Below are 18,262 nucleotides of genomic sequence, written 5' to 3' on the forward strand. Positions count from 1 at the left end.
TTTAGATTTGGAGAGGGAGGGCGGTCTGCGAGGGCCGCCCTTTTTCTATCGGCTTCGCCTCACTGGCGCATGGAATTCGGCTGGTTTGTCTGCGATCCACCGAAGAAACTTGGCGATATCCGCGTTCCGCGAAATCGCCCGGTGGTCTTCCCCGAAACGAGCCAGCTCGGCATTGCTGAAAGTATGGTGGATCGTCTTGTGACAGATCGGATGCACCGGGACCGTTTCTCTGCCCTTTTTCGACTTCGGTACGAGATGGTGCCACTGGACGCGGGGACCGAGGGGACGCCCGCATAGCCAGCAGGTGAGCGTCGGTTCGCTCAGCCCTTCTTCTCCGCAGCCTTCTTCTTCTTCATCGCGTCGTGAAAGCGGTCGGCCCAGCCCGGCTTTACCAGCTGTTCGGCCCGCACCATCCGTAATTCCCCCGCTGCCACGTCACGGCTCACAGCGCTGCCGGCAGCGACAATCGCATCCGCGCCGATAGTGACCGGCGCGATCAGGGCGCTGTTACTGCCGATAAAGGCCCGTTCGCCGATCTTGGTCTGATGCTTGAAATAGCCGTCGTAATTGCATGTAATCGTGCCCGCACCGATGTTGGCGCCAGCACCAATGGTCGCATCACCCAGATAGCTCAGGTGATTGGCTTTCGCGCCTTCGCCCAACGTCGCCTTTTTCATTTCGACGAAATTTCCGACCTTGGAGGCCTTCTCCATGACTGCGCCGGGACGCAGGCGCGCATAAGGCCCCACTTCGCAGTCTTCACCGACATGCGCGCCTTCGAGATGGCTGAAAGCGCGGATACGTGCACCGCGCTCAATTTTCACCCCCGGGCCGAAAACGACATTGGGCTCGATCGTAACATCGGCCGCGAGCTCGGTGTCGTAGCTGAAAAAGACTGTGTCGGGCGCTTTCAAGGTTACACCGTTCTCCAGCGCTTCCTCTCGCCGGAGTTCCTGCCACTGGCGCTCGGCCGCGGCGAGTTCCTTGCGCGAATTGATGCCGAGCACCTCTTCGGGATTGTCGGCGACCACTGCCGCACAGGTCCTCCCTTCGCGCACCGCAACATTGACGATGTCGGGAAGGTAATATTCTCCCTGCGCGTTGTCGTTGTCGACGCGGCCCAAGAGATCGAACAGATCCTTGCTGCGGGCAGCCATATGACCCGAATTGCACAGGCGCGTGGCTCGCTCTGCCTCGTTCGCATCCTTAAACTCGACCATTTTTTCGATCGTCATGTCGGAATGCGTGATGACGCGGCCGTATTGCAATGCGTCCTCCGGCTCAAAGCCGAGAACGACCACCGCGGGTTCATCTTGGGCACGGAGACGTTCGAGCATTTCGATCATCGTCACCGCGGTGATGAACGGCGCATCGCCTAGCAACATGATGACGTCCCCATCGAACCCTGCCAGCGCGTCCTTGGCCTGTGCCACGGCATGACCTGTACCGAGCTGTGGTTCCTGCACCACGCAGGTTGCTCGGTCCGAAACCTGGCCGATGACCTGCTCGCGCTCGTCGCCAACGATCACGATGGTCTTCGTCGGTTGGAGTATCTGCACCTGTGCCATCAGGTGTTCGATAATCGGTCTTCCGGCGATGTTGTGCAGGACCTTGTGCAGCCCGCTCTTGAGGCGCGAGCCCTTGCCGGCTGCGAGGATAACGACTGCGAATTCACGGCTTTTGTTCATGGGATGGGGCCATGCCACCAATCGCTTGCAGTTTGAAGAACCATCCTTCACTTCCGCCCGGATGGCTGATTTCCCTTTTGATATCGTCGCTTTCGACCTCGATGGCACGCTCCTCGAAACGCATCGCGATCTTGGCACAGCGGTAAACCATGCACTGGCGATAGCTGGCTTTGTTGCCGTCCCGATCGACAGCGCGAGCGACCTGATAGGCGGCGGTGCCAAGATCATGCTGAAGCAGGCCGTGGATGCGCAAGGCGGCCTGCCACAGGATGAGTTTCACAAGCTCTACAAGGCGATGCTGGGCTATTACGGTGAAAATTACGCCGTTCACACGCGTCCCTACCCCCACGCTATTGAAACGTTGGACAAATTGTCCGCACGAGGTGTGCGCCTCGGGGTCGTCACCAACAAGTTCGAAGGCTTCGCCCGCGGCATTCTCGAGACGCTCGGCCTGATCGACCGCTTCGATTGCGTGATCGGCGGAGACAGTATCGGCAAGGGACCCGACGGGAAGCATATCGCCAAACCCTCGCCCGAGCCGCTGCTGAAGGCGCGGGAAAGCTGTGGCGGCGGGCGCATGGTCTTCATTGGCGACAGCAGCTACGATATGAGAGCTGCGCGAGCGGCGAATGTGCCGGTCGTCGCTGCATGCTATGGTTATTGCGACAAGTCCCGCGAGGAACTCGGCGCCGATGCCGAGATTGATTCGTTGGGCCAATTGGTGGACTTGCTCGAGCAGCTTTGATTGCACGCCCTGCCCCTACGGCACGGCGGATGGGCGCGCATACGGTTGCAACAGCCATCCGAAAGTGCCACTTCGTCACGGCAATTGACCTTTACGTAAACGACAAAGCAGGAGCAGCCCCATGAGCATCGATTTCAAGGACAAGGTAGCCATCGTAACCGGTGCAGGCGGGGGCCTGGGCCGCGAGTACGCACTCGAACTCGCCCGCCGCGGCGCGAAGGTCGTGGTGAACGATCTTGGTGGGTCGCGCGACGGTACTGGCCATTCGGACATGGCATTGCAGGTCGTCGAGGAAATCGAGAAGGCCGGCGGTGAAGCTGTGTCGAACGGCGGCAGCGTGACCGAATTCGACCAGATGGAAAAGATGGTTGCGGACGCCAAGCAGAAGTGGGGCGGCGTACACATCGTCATCAACAACGCCGGTGTGCTACGCGACAAGACATTCGCGAAAATGACGATGGACGACTTCGAATTCGTGGTCGACGTCCATCTCAACGGTTCGGCCAATGTCACCAAGGCAGTGTGGGAAACCATGCGCGAGCAGGCTTACGGCCGCGTACTCATGACTGCCTCGTCGACCGGACTGTTCGGCAATTTCGGCCAGGCGAACTATGGCGCCGCCAAACTGGGCCTTGCCGGCCTGACCAAGACGCTCCAGCTCGAAGGTGCGAAGTACAACATCAAGGTCAACACGATCTCGCCGGTCGCTGGCACGCGCATGACCGAAGACCTCTTCCCCGAAGAAGCCTTCAAGCTGTTTGATCCGGTCAACGTGGTCCCGGCCGCGCTCTTCCTCGTCAGCGAAGACGCACCCACCAATGCCATCGTTGGCGCCGGTGCGGGCGGTTTCCATTCATCCTGGGTTGTCATGAACGACGCCGTCTGGCTCAAAGACGAAGAGCGCACGGTCGAAGGTTTCGCCGCCAACTGGGACAAGATCAGCGAATTCTCGAACCTCAAGTCTCCCCAGTCGGGCAGCGAGCAGTCGGGCAACATCCTGACAGCCATGCAGAAAGTGACGGGCACCGGTCCTTCCTCCGCTCGCGGATAATCGGCCCAAAAGCATTGCAGGAAACCCCGCGCCATTGCAGGATGGCGCGGGGTTTTTTGTTGGGGGTCTCGCATGAGTATCGAAAGCAAGCTGCGTTCGCTGCGCAGCAGTTCGATCGTGGTTACCGTATTTGCTCTGCTGCTTGTTTGCGCCGGGCTAGTCCAGATCGGACTGGGCGGCCTTGCAGTAAGCAAGGAATACGAGCGTATAGAGAAAGTCGAGCAGATGGCCCGACAATCGGCGACGTTCTATGGATACCAGAGCCAACGTTCGGCGCTCGAGTCAGAATACAATCGATCGAGCACCGCTTTTTTCCTCGAAGGTCGCTTCATGCCCGCAACGGATGGGCTCACGCTGGGCGACCCCGCTGTCATTGCCGCGATTGCGCTCCTGTTATTTGGCCTCGGCTTTCTTGTCGCAGCAATGATCTGGGTCTGGCGGGCCCATGGCAATCTCTCCGAAGCCGGGGTCCGGACCCGCTACGGACCCGGCAAGGCAATCGCGGCATACCTTGTCCCCGCAGTTAACTTGATCCTGCCGTTCGAAGCGATGCGCGAACTTTACAATCGCAGCCACGGCGAGCCCGAGGATTTCGCACATTCCACGGTCGAAGACGTCACCGCTTGGTGGACGTCGGTTGTCGTAGGCTTGCTGATCTTCAGCGCGATGATCGTCAAATTCATGCTCGATGCGGGAACCAGTCTCATCATCATGACCCCAATCTGGATGGAGTTCACGATTATCGCCTTCGCGCTGATATTGCTTCTGCTCGCAGCCTATCTCTTTTCCGGTCTCGCGCGGAAGATAACGGCAGCGCAGCACGAACATTTGCACGAGATAGCGGCTAGTGCTCCCGAAATGGAAGAACCGTCACGGATGTCGGTAAACGTCATCACCTCATGACATCTCTGGTCCGTATTGACGTATTAATACACTAAGTCTATGTCCCTATCGTTACTCAACGGGGAGATATGGCTATGTACAGCCAGGAAGATCTGAATTCGGCAGTGGCGGCAGGTGCGATCAGCGCCGACGCCGCAACTGCCCTGCGCGCGCATGTTGCCGCGTCGCGTGATGCCTTGCCCGCAGACGCGGAGCATTTCCGCCTCATAACCGGCTTCAACGACATCTTCGTCAGCATCGGCGTGGTAATCATGCTAATGGCGATGGGGGCGATAGGTGATGCAATCTGGAGCAATCAGGATGGCCCCTCCCCCGTCAGCGGCGTGCTTGTCGCAGGTACCGCTTGGATGCTGGCCGAATTCTTCACCGCGAAAAGGCGCATGGCGCTGCCGAGTATCCTTTTGTTGCTCGGATTCGTGGGCGGTGTGTTCTTCGGACTCCTCGGGCTCGCTGTCACGATTGCTGGAATCGATAACGGCCAAGGTAATGAAACGCTGGCAACGCTGCTCATTGCGGCATCGGGGTTGGTGACGGCAGGTGCCGCATGGCTTCACTGGAAGCGGTTTATGGTGCCAATCACGATTGCAGCAGGCACGGCAGCCATTGCGGGCACGGTGATCGCACTGATTATCGCTGCGATAGGTCCGAACAATCCGAACATCGAGACGATCATCCTCGCGCTTGTCTTCGTGGCCGGCTTGGTGATTTTCGCCTTCGCAATGCGCTGGGACATGAGCGACCCGCGCCGCGAAACGCGCCGCAGCGACGTGGCCTTCTGGCTTCACCTGCTCGCCGCTCCTGCCATCGCCCATCCGGTCTTCGCGTTAATCGGCGTGACCGAGGGCGACAATATAGGGGCGGGCGCAGCGGTTGCAGTACTCGGGGTCTACATTGCCTTCGGCCTCGTAGCGCTGGCAGTCGATCGCCGTGCGCTGCTGGTTTCGGCACTGGCCTATGTTCTGATAGCCCTGACTTTCCTGTTCCGGGAATTCGGCGCTGTCGAACTCAACTTCGCGTTGACCGCGCTGGTCATCGGATCGGCTCTGCTAACGCTGAGCGCCCTCTGGACCTCGATCCGCCGCAACGTGGTAAAGGGACTTCCGGGAGACATGCAGGCCCGACTTCCCGCCACAGCCTGACAATCAGACCACTGAGCAGAGGGCTCGTCCGCAAGGACGGGCCCTCTTTTCGTTTCAGTCGATCGCCTTCAGCAAGCGGCGCTCAACCGGAGCCATGACGCCGGCCAGTTCATGCCCGCGCTTGAGCACCTGCCCATGTTCGCCGAACAGTGTCCACATGCCCTGCTTGCCCCGCAGGGATGGCCGCTTTTCAACCCGCGCCTGTGGCCGCTCGGCATGCCGGACGAAGGCCGCGAACGTCGCGGCATCCTTCGTGAAATCCATGGCGTAATCGCGCCACTGCCCGGCCGCGACCATTCGCCCGTAAACATCGAGTATCTTGGTGAGCTCTTCGCGCGTAAAGCCGACCTGTTCGGGCTTGCGGCCGGGAAAAGGTACGACAGTCGCGCCGGCAAGCTGCGCCATCAATCGTCGGTTCCGCTACGCTTCGCCGAGACGGGTTGTCGTTCAGACCGCAGGGCATCGAGTTCGCTGCGCAGCGCCTTGAGTTCGGTTTCAAGCTTCTCAACACAGTCGCGGCTCGGCGCACACGGATCGTCGCAAGGCGTACCGTAGGGCAAAAATTCTTTTACCCAGTCTTCGGCAGGGACCAGCGTACTGCGAGCCTTCAGACCGATCATGGTGGCACCTTCAGGCACCTCGTCGGTCACCACCGCATTGGCGCCGATGCGGGCGCGGCGGCCGACCGTTATGGGGCCGATAACCTGCGCGCCCGAACCGATGATGACATCGTCACCGATTGTGGGATGCCGCTTGCCGCCCTGGCCGTTGGTCGGATTGGTTCCGCCAAGCGTTACGCATTGGTAGATGGTTACGTTGTCGCCAATCTCGGCAGTTTCGCCGATGACGGTAAAGCCGTGGTCGATGAAAAAGTTGCGCCCGATGATGGCGCCAGGGTGAATGTCGATCCCCGTGACCATGCGGCTCCAGTGGTTGACGAGCCGGGCAAGGAAGAAGAGATCTGCTTCGAACAGCCAATGCGCCACGCGGTGGTATGCCAGCGCCCAGACGCCGGGATAAAGCAGCACCTCCCAACGGGTTCGGGGCGCAGGATCGCGCGCCTTGATCGAGTCCAGATAGGCAATCAGCCGTTCGAACATGGCCTCAATCCTCTCACTTGTCGCAATTCAAAGCAAGCGCGCCTGTTCGGGACCCTGAACGGCCTCGAGCGCATCGCGCCAGATCGACATGGTGGCGGGCTGCTTGCGTTCAAGGCTGAGCCGGTCGATTTCGCCGACGATCCGCTCGATAGCTCCGTAGCTCCGCTCCATCCGGGGTATGAGATAGGCAGGCGCGCCGTCGCCCAGCGCCAGCCCCCGTTGCATCGCATGGCTCAGCATCAATGCAGCACCCATTTCGTCATCGGGCGGACCGATCTCGAGCTGTAGCGCGGCGCCCATGCGGCTTTTCAGGTCCGGCAGCGCAATCTCCCACCCGTCACCGCTGATCGTGAGAAGTAGGGGATATCCGTCCTCCCGTGCACGGTTCCACGCATGAAAAATCTCGGTTTCGTCCCTTATGTCCGCATCGTCCAATGCCCCACCACCCGTATGGGAAGCAAACCAGCTGGCAAAGAGTGACTTGCCCGAGCGTGCCGGGCCCGCGAGCAGCGCAGTGCCGAAAGGCCAGTCATGGGAGGCCGCGAGAGCCTCGACTACCCGACGATTGCCGTCTCCCACCACGATACTGGCGGGCTCCTGAGGCCCGGGATGGGAAAGGGGAAGCGCGATTTGCGTCATGCGGACAGCTTGCGCGGCGCTTAGCGGCTGATCAAGAGCGCGGTAGCTCCCTGCTGCACCGTAAAGCCCTGCGCGCGGAGTGCCTCGGCAAGCCCGCCAATCGATCCAGAATAACTGACCGTCATGATTGATGTACCGCCGATGGCTGTCGAGCGCACTCCGGTCGAGCGTACCCCCGGCGTTTCGCGAACGTCGGCCAGTATCGCCCCGAAAGCCGCGGCATCGGGCGACTGGAACTGGACCGTATAGAGAGCAACCGAGCCCTCTGGCGGTGGCCGGTTGATCGGCGCTGCGCTGATGGCGCCATCGCTTGCCTCGGTCGGCTCGAGCGCAACTTCTTCTTGTCTCTCGTCCTGCACCCGCAGGCTACGGCCAAGGTCCACAAGCCGCTGGATGGCAGGATTGAGGTCACCGGTCTGCACATTGAGTGTCGGATCGGGCCTGATGGTGCCTTCCGCCAGTGCAGTTTGGAAAACCGCATCGAAGCGCCGGACCGCACGTTCGAGCATCGCCGGTAATTGATCCGGACTTTCCGCACGCATGGTGAAACTGCCAAGAAATTCGCTGTCGGGTCCATGCCGGGCCGTGAAGGTGCCTTCGACCGGACCGCCAGGATAGGTGTAACGCAATTTCGCAATCGGTATCAGGACATCGGCCGCGCCGAATTCGTCAAGGATGTTGCTCCACCACACCCGGCTGCGGCGGGTGGTCTGGCCGAAGGTAAGTAGAAGCGATTCGCCGCCCGAACCTTGGGGGCGGACATAGTTCACCCGGCTCTGTCCGGACTGGAATTCAGCCCAGGCCCGCTGCCAATCCTTCCGCTGCTCGTACATCAGTTGCGTTCCGGCGGAAAAGGTCACTGGCAGCAGCAGCATCGGTGCGCTGCGGGCGGCGCTGCCCCCGTCGCCGAGAAAAGCCGAAGCACGCTGGCGGTCGAACACCACGCCCAGAGTAGCAACGTAACGCTTGGGCCCGAGCCGCTCTCGCTCGATCACGATAGCTGAAACGAGCCCGGCAATTCGCGATTCGGGCAAATCTGGCCCGTCGAGCCTTTCCCAGGCCTTCACCTGCGCCTCGAGCCAGGCTTCTTCCCGTGCTTCGAGACCTGTATCCGCCTGGACGTCGACTTCAATGCCGGAGACTTGAATATCACGCGAAGCCGCGACTGGCGCGATGCCACGTTCGCCCCCGACCTGTGCGTGCGCCAGCCAGCCAGCCGTACCCGCCAGCGCAAGGCCGGAAGCAGCGAGGGCGACACGAGTGCGCCGAGTCAGGGGGAAAAACGTCCGCATGGGGTACTTGCGGGGCCTTTTGCCCAAAGCATTCGGGAAATCCAAGCGGGAATGCTGGAAATTGTTGGCAAATTGCGCAAAGGCGCTCGGATGAACAGCGATACGCCCTCCTATACCTACGAACAGGCCGGGGTTTCGATCGATGCGGGCAACAGGCTCGTCAAGGCGATCGGACCGCTGGTAAAAGCCACCATGCGTCCCGGAGCGGACGGCGAAATCGGCGGCTTCGGTGGATTTTTCGATCCGAAGGCTGCTGGATACAAGGACCCGCTACTGGTCGCTGGCAACGATGGCGTCGGCACAAAGCTGAAGCTCGCCATCGATACCGACCGGCATGACGCGGTGGGGATCGACCTCGTCGCAATGTGTGTGAACGACCTTATCGTCCAGGGCGCGGAGCCTTTGTTCTTTCTCGACTATTTCGCCACCGGCAAGCTCGAGAACGGTGTTGCAGAACGCGTGATCGCGGGCATCGCAGAGGGCTGCAAGCAGGCCGGATGCGCGCTGATCGGCGGCGAGACCGCAGAAATGCCGGGCATGTACGCCGGCGGGGATTACGATCTCGCCGGTTTCTGTGTCGGAGCGGTCGAACGCGGCGAACAACTGACCGGCGAACGCGTCGCTGCTGGCCACATCCTGCTCGGTATTGCCAGTTCCGGCGTGCATTCCAACGGCTTCTCGCTCGTGCGCCGTCTTGCAGAGGACAAGGGATGGAAGCTCGATCGTCCGGCCCTCTTCGATCAGGAACGGCTGCTGATCGAGATCCTTCTGGAACCGACGCGGATCTATGTGAAGACACTGCTTCCGCTGGTGCGTGACGGGCTGATCGATGCCATGGCCCATATCACCGGGGGAGGATTGCTGGAGAACATTCCCCGCGTACTTCCGCAGGGTGCACACGCCCAGGTCGATGCCGACGGGTGGGAGCAGTCCGGACTGATGGCGTTCCTCCAGGCCCAGGGAAACATCGAGCCCGGTGAAATGGCCCGCACTTTCAATTGCGGTGTCGGTATGGTTCTCGCGGTCGCCCCGTCGAAGGTCGAACTCGTCCGCAGCCGCCTCGAAGAGGCAGGGGAGGATGTCCTGCCAATCGGCCGGATCGTCGACGGCGACAAGGGCTGTACTGTTCGCGGCTCGCAAGGCACATGGTCGGCCCGCGCGGACTGGGAGGCCGTGCACCTTGGCTGACAAGGCGAAGGTTGCGATCTTTATTTCTGGTCGTGGCAGCAACATGGCCGCCCTTCTGTATGCTTCGCAACTGCCGGAAGCAGCTTATGAGGTGGTACTCGTGGCTGCAAACGATCCGAGCGCGGACGGACTGCAATTGGCTGCGGCAGAAGGTGTGCACACCTTCGCCTTGTCGCACCAAGGGATGCCGCGTGCCGACCACGAGGCGGCAATGGAAAAGGCAGCGCGACAAGCCGGGGCCGACTACATAATTCTCGCCGGCTATATGCGAATTCTCACCGACCGGTTCGTGAAGCGCTGGCAGGAGAGAATGCTCAACATCCACCCTTCGCTTTTGCCGAAATATCCGGGTCTAGATACTCACCAGCGTGCGATCGATGCAGGCGATAGCCATGGCGGAGTTTCCGTGCATCTCGTTACGCCTGATCTCGATGCCGGCGAAGTGCTTGGCCAGATGAAAGTCGCGATCCGCGAGGGAGAAACTGCAGAAAGTCTGGCCGAGCGGGTCCGCTATGCCGAACACCAGCTCTATCCGCGCATCCTTGGCGATTACGTCAGCCGCGAGAGCGATCCTTCGTTCTTGCTCGAACGGGTCCGCAAGCTCGCCCTTGCCTTGCCGCAGACACATGAACGCGAAAGTCATGGCGCGCCCGGCTGGCGTGCAGGGAGCGAGAAATCCGGCAAGTATTTCGCCTACTTCAATGACCAGCATCACGGCAGCGATCATGTCGCCCTGCTGGTCAAGACAAGCGGAATGGACGAACTTTTGAATCTCGTCGAAGCGCAGCCGCACGCCTATTTCAAGCCAGCGTATTATGGAGCGAGCGGATGGATTGGGCTCATCCTCAACCGCCCGAACCTGGACTGGGAGCATGTCGGCGAATGGCTTGAACGAAGCTGGCGCAGCATCGCTCCGAAGTCCGTAACGAGGCTCATGAACGTGGCGGAAGAATTCTGATGGGGCGCCTTACACCTTACATCTTTTTCCTCCTCGCAGTTCTTGCGTTCGCGATGATCGCGCTCCAGCCGGATGACAGTTGGCAGACCGAAGAAATCGACATGGTCGACGCTGTCCTGATCACTGCGGGCGTGCTGATCGGTGCGCATCTGCTGCGCAAACTGGGCCAAGCCTTTTACGCGCACTGGAAAGACCGGCGGCGTTGATCCCTCCGCGCCCACATCCCTTTACCCGTTCGACGATGGCCGAGCGTGCCAACCGGCTGATCTCCGAAGTGTGGGCGCGCGGCTGGGACGAAAAACCCAGCCTCGAGCCGGAATATATCTGGAGAGCCGGCAGCAAGGGTTATGCGCCTGAAGACGAAAATTCGATCCGCAGCGAAGAGGATGTTGCCGATTTCCGCCTGAGGCTCGAGCGCATATGTGCCTCTCTCAACCGGGAAGCGCAGCTTAACGCGCTCGGCCATACCATGGCTTATGGTCAGTTGAAAAACGCGGTTCGCAAGCGGCACGCGTTGGGCCGGCTGTGGCTGGAGAAGCCGGCGCTTGCCCAAACGCCGATCGCTGCGCCGATTGTCATTCTGGGGCAAATGCGAAGCGGTACGACGCGTTTGCAACGCCTGATTGCTGCCGACCCGCGCCATGCGGGAACACGCTTCTGTGACAGTCATGACCCGGTACCCGCCACGCCCGACCTGAGGCCGATCAAGGCTTGGGGGGCGCTTTTTATGGCGCGTCGGATCAATCCTTGGTTGGACGCGCTCCATCCTTTCGGCCCCACCCGCACCGACGAGGAAATCGGCTGGCTCAGCGCCGCCCTTTCTCCGCCCGCCTTCGAGGCCCAGTGGCATATCCCGTCCTTTGTCGCATTCAACGAGGAACGAGACGCTGGCCCCGTCTATCGAGAGTTCGCACGGATACTGCGAACCGATGCTGCCATCAGAGGGAATGCGGATTTACCCCGCGTCCTCAAATGCCCCCAATTTACGGAGGATGCCGCTGCCTTCTTTGCGCAGTTCCCGGATGCACGGGTCGTGCAGAGTCACCGCGACTTCCAGGAAGTGCTGGCGAGCAGCGTATCGATGGTCGCCAGCCAGATGGCCTTTCAGAGCGACCGTCGCGACCTGACCGCGCTGGAGAGCGAATGGGTCCGCAAGTTAGGGCTCCGCGAGCAGCGAATGCACAAGGCATTGCGCGGCTTCGGCGGTGCTACAGCTTACGTCCAATTCGCCGATCTTGGGCGAGACTGGCGCGGGACCATAGCAGCGGCCTATAAAACACTCGGTCTGGAGTTCACCTCGGCAGCAGAGCAATCGGTGGCGGGCGAACAAGGACGTTTACGGCGAGATTCCCACGTGCAACACGGCAAAATGATGAAGGAATTTTTCGCCTAGGCTGCGGCGGGACCGAGGTTCTCTAATCGCGTGATTTCAATGCTGGAGATCAGCGAACCCTGGAATTCGATGCGCCACATGCTGGGGCCCCCGACCTCGGGTAGGTCACTTTCAAGGCTACCCCGGACGAGGAGTTCGTCATCGTGGTGGATCACCTCGTCGATCCTGATCTTGGGCCGACCGACACCTGCACGAAACGCACGGTCCTTTTCGACGAAGGCATCGATGCCTCGCGTACGCCATCCCATTACTTTGGACACTACAACATCTTCGGTCAGCAGCTTGGTGACACGCCGGTAGTCGAGCGCGTTGAGCGCATCGGCCAGCTCGCGCACTTTCTCTTCGCGCACAGCGCGTGGACGTTTGAGAAGGAGCGACCCGAAAACCATAACGGGCGCATGCTTAGCAAAACATGCGCCCGTTCAATAACACATTTGTTTTCCTGCGGAGAATTTCGAAAAAGTCCGCTCTCCGCCAGAGAATCAGCCGACGATTTCGTCTTCGGCGAAGAAGAACTCGATTTCGGTCTTGGCGTTCTCGTCACTGTCGGAACCGTGGACCGAGTTCGCTTCAATCGATTCCGCATAGGACTTGCGAATGGTGCCCTCGTCGGCATCCGCCGGATTGGTGGCGCCCATCACATCGCGGTTGCGCTTCACGGCGTCTTCACCTTCGAGGACTTGCAAGACGACCGGGCCCGAGATCATGAAGTCGACGAGTTCACCGAAGAAGGGACGTTCCTTGTGCACTGCGTAGAAGCCTTCGGCCTGTTCCTTGGTCATCTGGATGCGCTTCGAAGCGACGACGCGCAGGCCGGCATCCTCGAGCATCTTGGTGACTGCGCCGGTCAGGTTGCGACGGGTGGCGTCGGGCTTGATGATCGAAAAGGTGCGGGTAACCGCCATGATTGATTTCCTTGCGTATTGATGTCTTGGGGGAGAGAGTTCTCGCGCGCGCCCCTAGCGCTGCGCGCGTCAGTGGGCAAGAATTACTCGAAACCGCTGGCAACACTCAGTTGCCCCTCCGTTCGGCTGCCGTCGCTCCTGACGCTGAGAGTAAAGCTGATCCCGCCATCGGGGCTTTCACCTCCCAACGTAGTCGCATTTTCGCCGCTGATGTCGATTTCAGGGTCAATGCCCGCGTCTAACGCCAGTTCGCGATAAAAGGCGACGACTTGGTTACGCCTATCCGGCGTCGTGAAATCCAGCGTAACAAAGGACCCGTCGCCCTGATCAACGCGGGTGGTGCTGACCAGTTCAGCGCCGGGATAGGGTAAGAACGGATCGGCTAACTCGGTCGGTACATCCTTTCCGGCCCACATAGTGGTGGTAACTCCCGCCGCATCGGTATGCGTTGCGCGCACTTCGCCGCTCTCAGGATTGATGTCGTAAGAGCCAAGTGCTTCGGTACTTTCGGTTTCGCCGCCTGCGCTTTCACCCTCGTCCGGCTTATTACAGGCGGAAAGGAGAAGTACGGCCAACGCAAGGCAGGAAGAGGTATGTTTCATCCCTAATCGACGGGCGAAAGGGCCCCAAGTTCCTGCGAATCAGCGACCTTCGCGCCAATTGCCTTCGGGAGTTTGCTTGAAGATGCGATTATCGATGTCGGCGCGCTCAGCAAGCTCGCGCCATAGTCCGCGCGCTGCGTCGGCACTTTCCGCATCGAAGAGCAGCATTGCACGATCGAAAGTGATTGCTTCCTCACGCCACTGCCCATCGGCAAGAATTATCATGCGCGCTTCATTCGGCGCGCTGCATGTCGCCGAAATAAGGATCGGCTGGCGTGCGGCATGGGGACCATCGGCCAGGCCATTGGCGAGAAACCCGCCATTGCCCTGCTGCCACAAGGCTTCGGAAAGCCTATGGCGAAGCACCTCATCCGCAGCGACCACCACCAGCCGCTCGCCCGCCTGCAACACCTTCCGGGCGAGCTTCGCCACAGTGACGTCGACCGGGTCGCGACTAAGCTGGTAGAAATCTACGAGAATGGGTCGCTCCCTTCGCTTCGGTCAGTCGCCTGCCTGCTTATTCCGGCGGCAGCGTTCCGAGCAATAGCGCACGTTGTCCCAGTCGCGCGCCCATTTCTTGCGCCAAGTGAAGCTGAGGCCGCAAGTGGCGCAGACCTTCGTTGGAAGGTCTGCCTTGCGTCTCATCTTCACCATGACGCCATGCCCGATTACTTCTCGGCCGTGTCGGCAACGAGGCGGTCGATCAGGCGCACGCCGTAACCTGTGGCGCCTTTGCCCCAAGTACGGCCTGGTTTATCCGACCAGGCCATGCCAGCGATGTCGATATGCGCCCAGGGTGTATCGTTGGTGATGAAGCGCTGGAGGAATTGTGCGGCCGTGATCGACCCCGCCGCCTTGCCGCCGATATTCTTCATGTCGGCAATCGGGCTGTCGATCAGCTTGTCGTAAGCCTTGCCGATCGGCATGCGCCAGACCTTGTCGCCCACCGCTTCGCCAGCGTCCGCGAGATCCTTCGACAACTGGTCGTTGTTCGAGAACAGCCCCGCATATTCATGGCCCAGCGAAACGATGATTGCGCCGGTGAGAGTCGCGAAGTCCACTATGCGCGAAGGCTGAAACTCCTTCTGCGTCCAGTGAAGGGCATCGGCGAGTACAAGACGCCCCTCGGCATCGGTATTGAGGATTTCGATCGTCTGTCCGCTCATGGAAGTGACCACGTCGCCCGGACGCTGGGCATTCCCGTCGGGCATGTTTTCGACCAGCCCCATGACACCCACAATATTGGCCTTCGCCTTGCGCTTGACGAGCGCCAGCATTCCGCCGGCGACCGCGCCTGCGCCGCCCATGTCCCACTTCATGTCTTCCATGCCGGGTCCGGGCTTGATCGAGATTCCCCCGGTGTCGAAGGTCACACCCTTGCCGACGAAGGCGACGGGTGCTTCGCTGCCACCTCCATTCCACCTGATCGCGAGGATACGTGAATCTCGCGACGAACCCTGCCCAACGCCGAGCAGCGAGCCCATGCCAAGCTCTTCCATCTGGGCATCGTCAAGGACGATCAGCTCTGCACCCGTGCCTTCAAAACGTTCCTGACAGCGCGCCACGAAACTTTCGGGATAGATGATGTTGGCAGGTTCGGTCACCAGCTCACGGGTAAACTCGACGCCCTCTGCAAGAGCCGCTGTGTCGGACCAAGAGGCCTCGATACCATCGGGAGCGCCTACTACCGTGACGCTTTCGAGCGTGATCTTCTGCTCGTCCTTCATCTTCGTGCGATAGACATCGTAGCGCCAGTTGCGCAGGCGCAGACCCAGCAGGACATGCGCCGCTTCGTCTGCCGACAGCCCGCTTTCGGACAGGTCGAGGACCATCTCCTTGTCACCACTGGACTGATATTTACCTGCGAGCGCGGCACCTGCTTTTTCCAAATTTGCGAGACGCGCCTCATCGTTCCTGTCACCGGCACCTGCAATGGCGAGCCGGGCAACCGTTTCGCCAAGTTCGATGAAACCGTCGAAGGTCTGGCCCGCACTCCCTTTGAACCGCGCGGCATCGGCTCCGGCTCGCATGGCGGCATTCGTGACGGAAGGAAGCTTGCCCTTGTCTACCACATGCGCAATGAGGCGCGCGCTTTGCGGACGGGACTGGCTAAACTGGATGTGCATGGATTCTCCCGAATTCTCTGATGACCGAAAAGCGCCCAAATCGTGGGCATCCCGGATGAACGCGATTGCGATTAGGCGTGGCCGGTGCGATAGGCAAGCCATGCACCGGGCGCGCGCGAAAACCTCCATCGATGCCATGCACTTGTGGGGGACCGCAGGGGCCGCCATTGCCTTGTTGTCCGGCACTCCGGTTCTGGCTCAGGATGGCGCAGCGACTGGCACCGTTACGATCGAACAACCGGAAGGCGAAAGCCCCGGCGATTTTCCCGACGCTCCCGCGGATGCTCAGGATCCGGTCATCATTGCATCCGACGAGAACCTCCCGCCAGAAGGTGCTGAATACAACGCTGCGGGCGAACGCCAGATTTCCTTCGCTGCCGACATTCTGAGCTACGATTCAGAAGCACAGGTCACTATTGCCCAAGGCAACGTCCTGATGCGATCGGGTGACCGTTCTTTGCGCGCCGATACCGTCAGCTGGAGCCAGCGCACAGGTGTAATCACCGCCAGCGGCAATGTCCGCTTCGTCGACGAGAACGGTAACCAGCTATATACCGAAAGCGTCGAATTAACCGACGAGTTCGAAGCTGGCGCGATGGAAGACCTACTTCTCGCACTCAGACAGGGCGGTCGCCTCGCCGCAAATCGTGGCGTTCGCGAGAGCGACGGCACGATCTCGCTGGAACAGGCTGCGTACAGCGCCTGTGATATCGTGACGCCCGAAGGCTGCCAAAAGGAACCGAGTTGGCGCATTACTGCCGACCGGGTGACCTATGATCCATCGGATTCTCAGGTTCGCTTCCGCGGAGCATATCTTGAGCTTTTCGGAGCGCGCATTCTCCCACTCCCGGGCCTATCGGTGCGAACCGATGGGGGGCCGGTGTCGGGCTTTCTCGTCCCCGATTTGCGCATCTCCGAAAACAACGGTGTCGAGGTTTCGGGAAGCTATTACATACGCATGGCCGATAACAAGGACCTCACCTTGTCGGCCTATCTGTTCACCGAAACAACGCCGATGGTCTCGGCACAATGGCGCCACCTGACGGACAAGAGCGCCTACCAGATTACCGGCTATGCCACCCACAGTCGGCGCATTTCCGATTTTACCGGTCTGACCGATAATTCGGAGTCGGATCCGCGAGGATATCTTTTCTCAAACGGTCGCTTCCAGTTTACCCCCGAATGGAGCCTGACCAGCTCGATCAGACTTGCCAGCGACAAGACTTTCCTGCGGCGCTACGATATCAGCCGCGATGACCGTCTGCGGTCGATGGTCGATCTGGAACGTATCGACAACGATTCCTATCTGTCGATTGCCGGATGGGCGACCCAGACCCTGCGCCTCAACCAGGATCAGGATCAGGTTCCGGTAGCTTTGCCCGTCATCGACTGGCGCCAGCGTATCGATGATCCGATCGCCGGTGGACTGATCGAACTGCAATTCAACAGTCTCGCGATCATGCGCAAGGCAGGGCAGGACACCGAACGCGCATTTGCGAAGGCCGAATGGAGCCGGAAAGCGATTACCGGTCTCGGCCAGGTGGTGACAGCTACCGCGCTATTGCGCGGAGACGTCTACCACTCGGACGACAATTTCCTGAACGAGACGGCCTCTTACCGTGGGAACCCCGGATGGGAGACACGCGGTGTGGCCTTGGGCGCCATCGACGTTGAATGGCCGTTCGTTGGCGAATTTCTCGGGGGTCAGCAGGTCTTCACCCCGCGCGTCCAACTGGTGGCGACGCCGGATATCAAGAACATGGCTATCCCGAACGAGGATGCGCGCGCCATCGATCTGGAAGACTCCAATCTCTTCGCGCTCAACCGTTTCCCGGGCTACGACCGGATTGAGGATGGCGCCCGTGTCACTTACGGGTTCGACTGGAATCTGCGCCGACCAGGCTGGGAGCTTTTCACCACGCTCGGACAGTCATACCGGCTCGACAACGATCGCGAAATCCTGCCTGACGGAACCGGCCTATCCGAAAAGGTCAGCGATTTCGTGGGCCGTACCGAGATACGATATCGCGATTTCGTCAAGCTGACTCACCGTTACCGGCTGGACAAGGACAACCTCGCAGTAAGGCGGAATGAATTCGACGCGACGGTGGGTTCCAGCCGAACCTACGCCGAAGTCGGCTACCTTCGACTGGACCGTAACATCACCAGCGTCGAAGACCTGCAGGACCGGGAAGAACTGCGCGCCGCGGTTCGTGTGGCCTTCGCCAATTACTGGTCGGTTTTCGGCTCGGGCGTGTTCAACCTTACGGATCGGGAGGAAGACCCCACTTTGTCGAGCGACGGCTTTCAGCCGATCCGCACACGGCTGGGGCTCGCCTATCAGGACGATTGCCTTGAGATGGGCGTGACCTGGCGGCGGGACTATATCTCGGCGGGCGATGCACGGCGGGGCGATACATTCCAGCTGTATTTCAGCCTGAAGAATCTCGGTTTTCGCTGAAGCGGTGATGTTGGCAGCGCGTGGCAAACACGCTATCCGGCACCGCGCAATCAGCTACCGTTAAGCCGGCCT

At 60.4% G+C, this 18,262-nt stretch carries 21 protein-coding genes; 9 read left to right on the top strand and 12 right to left on the bottom strand.

Annotated elements, in window-relative coordinates; translation table 11 throughout:
* Positions 1 to 45: 45 nt before the first annotated feature.
* Positions 46 to 324 carry an HNH endonuclease gene (locus GRI69_RS15975; RefSeq protein WP_237452922.1) on the bottom strand — a complete coding sequence of 93 codons (279 nt, stop codon included), beginning with the start codon at positions 322 to 324 and terminating at the stop codon, positions 46 to 48.
* A complete protein-coding gene (gene glmU, locus GRI69_RS01795) occupies positions 321 to 1,688 on the bottom strand; it encodes a bifunctional UDP-N-acetylglucosamine diphosphorylase/glucosamine-1-phosphate N-acetyltransferase GlmU (RefSeq protein WP_160726600.1) in 1,368 nt (455 codons plus the stop codon). The genes GRI69_RS15975 and glmU overlap by 4 nt, the downstream gene beginning before the upstream one ends.
* Here glmU and GRI69_RS01800 point away from each other — a divergent pair.
* The 4 genes from GRI69_RS01800 (at position 1,687) to GRI69_RS01815 (ending at position 5,526) form a co-directional block, all read left to right on the top strand.
* Positions 1,687 to 2,433, top strand: coding sequence for an HAD-IA family hydrolase (locus tag GRI69_RS01800; RefSeq protein ID WP_337191009.1), 747 nt, complete (start codon positions 1,687 to 1,689; stop codon positions 2,431 to 2,433). The two genes, glmU and GRI69_RS01800, sit on opposite strands and share 2 nt — an antisense overlap.
* Positions 2,434 to 2,554: 121 nt before the next feature.
* Positions 2,555 to 3,484 (top strand): SDR family NAD(P)-dependent oxidoreductase, encoded by a 930-nt coding sequence (locus tag GRI69_RS01805; RefSeq protein ID WP_160726602.1) that lies wholly within the window; start codon positions 2,555 to 2,557, stop codon positions 3,482 to 3,484.
* Positions 3,485 to 3,556: 72 nt separating this feature from the next.
* A complete protein-coding gene (locus GRI69_RS01810) occupies positions 3,557 to 4,387 on the top strand; it encodes a DUF4328 domain-containing protein (protein WP_160726603.1) in 831 nt (276 codons plus the stop codon).
* Between the two features lie 74 nt (positions 4,388 to 4,461).
* Positions 4,462 to 5,526, top strand: coding sequence for a hypothetical protein (locus GRI69_RS01815; RefSeq protein WP_160727011.1), 1,065 nt, complete (start codon positions 4,462 to 4,464; stop codon positions 5,524 to 5,526).
* 54 nt (positions 5,527 to 5,580) lie between these two features.
* Here GRI69_RS01815 and GRI69_RS01820 read toward each other — a convergent pair whose 3' ends face one another.
* From GRI69_RS01820 to GRI69_RS01835, 4 genes are read right to left on the bottom strand one after another with little or no spacing between them, the layout of a single operon-like run.
* Positions 5,581 to 5,931: a DUF2794 domain-containing protein gene (locus GRI69_RS01820; protein WP_160726604.1), complete on the bottom strand. Its 351-nt coding sequence runs from the start codon at positions 5,929 to 5,931 to the stop codon at positions 5,581 to 5,583.
* Positions 5,931 to 6,626 (bottom strand): serine O-acetyltransferase EpsC, encoded by a 696-nt coding sequence (gene epsC / locus GRI69_RS01825; protein ID WP_160726605.1) that lies wholly within the window; start codon positions 6,624 to 6,626, stop codon positions 5,931 to 5,933. The genes GRI69_RS01820 and epsC overlap by 1 nt, the downstream gene beginning before the upstream one ends.
* Before the next feature lie 27 nt (positions 6,627 to 6,653).
* The gene (locus GRI69_RS01830) at positions 6,654 to 7,265 is read right to left on the bottom strand and encodes an HdaA/DnaA family protein (protein WP_160726606.1); all 612 of its coding nucleotides are present in this window, start codon (positions 7,263 to 7,265) and stop codon (positions 6,654 to 6,656) included.
* Positions 7,266 to 7,285: 20 nt separating this feature from the next.
* Complete coding sequence (locus GRI69_RS01835) at positions 7,286 to 8,557, bottom strand: heavy-metal-associated domain-containing protein (RefSeq protein ID WP_202391779.1); 1,272 nt, start codon at positions 8,555 to 8,557, stop codon at positions 7,286 to 7,288.
* A 90-nt stretch (positions 8,558 to 8,647) separates the two neighbouring features.
* On the opposite strand from GRI69_RS01835, the gene purM reads away from it, so the two are divergent.
* The 4 genes from purM to GRI69_RS01855 are packed head-to-tail and all read left to right on the top strand — an operon-like array spanning position 8,648 to position 12,096.
* On the top strand, positions 8,648 to 9,745 hold the full coding sequence (gene purM, locus GRI69_RS01840; protein WP_160726607.1) for a phosphoribosylformylglycinamidine cyclo-ligase: 1,098 nt from the start codon (positions 8,648 to 8,650) through the stop codon (positions 9,743 to 9,745).
* Positions 9,738 to 10,703, top strand: coding sequence for a phosphoribosylglycinamide formyltransferase (gene purN, locus GRI69_RS01845; RefSeq protein ID WP_237452886.1), 966 nt, complete (start codon positions 9,738 to 9,740; stop codon positions 10,701 to 10,703). Before purM ends, purN begins: the two co-directional genes overlap by 8 nt.
* On the top strand, positions 10,703 to 10,909 hold the full coding sequence (locus GRI69_RS01850) for a hypothetical protein (protein ID WP_160726609.1): 207 nt from the start codon (positions 10,703 to 10,705) through the stop codon (positions 10,907 to 10,909). The genes purN and GRI69_RS01850 overlap by 1 nt, the downstream gene beginning before the upstream one ends.
* Entirely contained in the window at positions 10,906 to 12,096 is a 1,191-nt protein-coding gene (locus GRI69_RS01855; protein ID WP_237452887.1) for a sulfotransferase family protein, read from the top strand. The genes GRI69_RS01850 and GRI69_RS01855 overlap by 4 nt, the downstream gene beginning before the upstream one ends.
* Here GRI69_RS01855 and GRI69_RS01860 read toward each other — a convergent pair.
* From GRI69_RS01860 to GRI69_RS01885, 6 genes are all read right to left on the bottom strand, one after another.
* Complete coding sequence (locus GRI69_RS01860) at positions 12,093 to 12,485, bottom strand: nuclear transport factor 2 family protein (RefSeq protein ID WP_160726611.1); 393 nt, start codon at positions 12,483 to 12,485, stop codon at positions 12,093 to 12,095. The genes GRI69_RS01855 and GRI69_RS01860 overlap by 4 nt on opposite strands.
* A 93-nt stretch (positions 12,486 to 12,578) precedes the next feature.
* Positions 12,579 to 13,001 carry a nucleoside-diphosphate kinase gene (gene ndk / locus GRI69_RS01865; RefSeq protein WP_160726612.1) on the bottom strand — a complete coding sequence of 141 codons (423 nt, stop codon included), beginning with the start codon at positions 12,999 to 13,001 and terminating at the stop codon, positions 12,579 to 12,581.
* An 83-nt stretch (positions 13,002 to 13,084) separates the two neighbouring features.
* Positions 13,085 to 13,603, bottom strand: coding sequence for a hypothetical protein (locus GRI69_RS01870; RefSeq protein ID WP_160726613.1), 519 nt, complete (start codon positions 13,601 to 13,603; stop codon positions 13,085 to 13,087).
* 39 nt (positions 13,604 to 13,642) lie between these two features.
* Positions 13,643 to 14,083, bottom strand: coding sequence for a DNA polymerase III subunit chi (locus GRI69_RS01875; protein WP_160727013.1), 441 nt, complete (start codon positions 14,081 to 14,083; stop codon positions 13,643 to 13,645).
* A gap of 21 nt (positions 14,084 to 14,104) precedes the next feature.
* Entirely contained in the window at positions 14,105 to 14,257 is a 153-nt protein-coding gene (locus GRI69_RS01880) for a DUF2256 domain-containing protein (RefSeq protein WP_160726614.1), read from the bottom strand.
* A gap of 14 nt (positions 14,258 to 14,271) precedes the next feature.
* Positions 14,272 to 15,729 (bottom strand): leucyl aminopeptidase, encoded by a 1,458-nt coding sequence (locus GRI69_RS01885; RefSeq protein WP_160726615.1) that lies wholly within the window; start codon positions 15,727 to 15,729, stop codon positions 14,272 to 14,274.
* A gap of 100 nt (positions 15,730 to 15,829) precedes the next feature.
* Here GRI69_RS01885 and GRI69_RS01890 point away from each other — a divergent pair, with 100 nt between their 5' ends.
* On the top strand, positions 15,830 to 18,190 hold the full coding sequence (locus GRI69_RS01890; protein ID WP_160726616.1) for an LPS-assembly protein LptD: 2,361 nt from the start codon (positions 15,830 to 15,832) through the stop codon (positions 18,188 to 18,190).
* The last annotated feature ends 72 nt before the right edge of the window (positions 18,191 to 18,262 follow it).

It is taken from the genome of Qipengyuania vulgaris (assembly GCF_009827325.1).
Taxonomy (GTDB): Bacteria; Pseudomonadota; Alphaproteobacteria; order Sphingomonadales; family Sphingomonadaceae; genus Qipengyuania; species Qipengyuania vulgaris.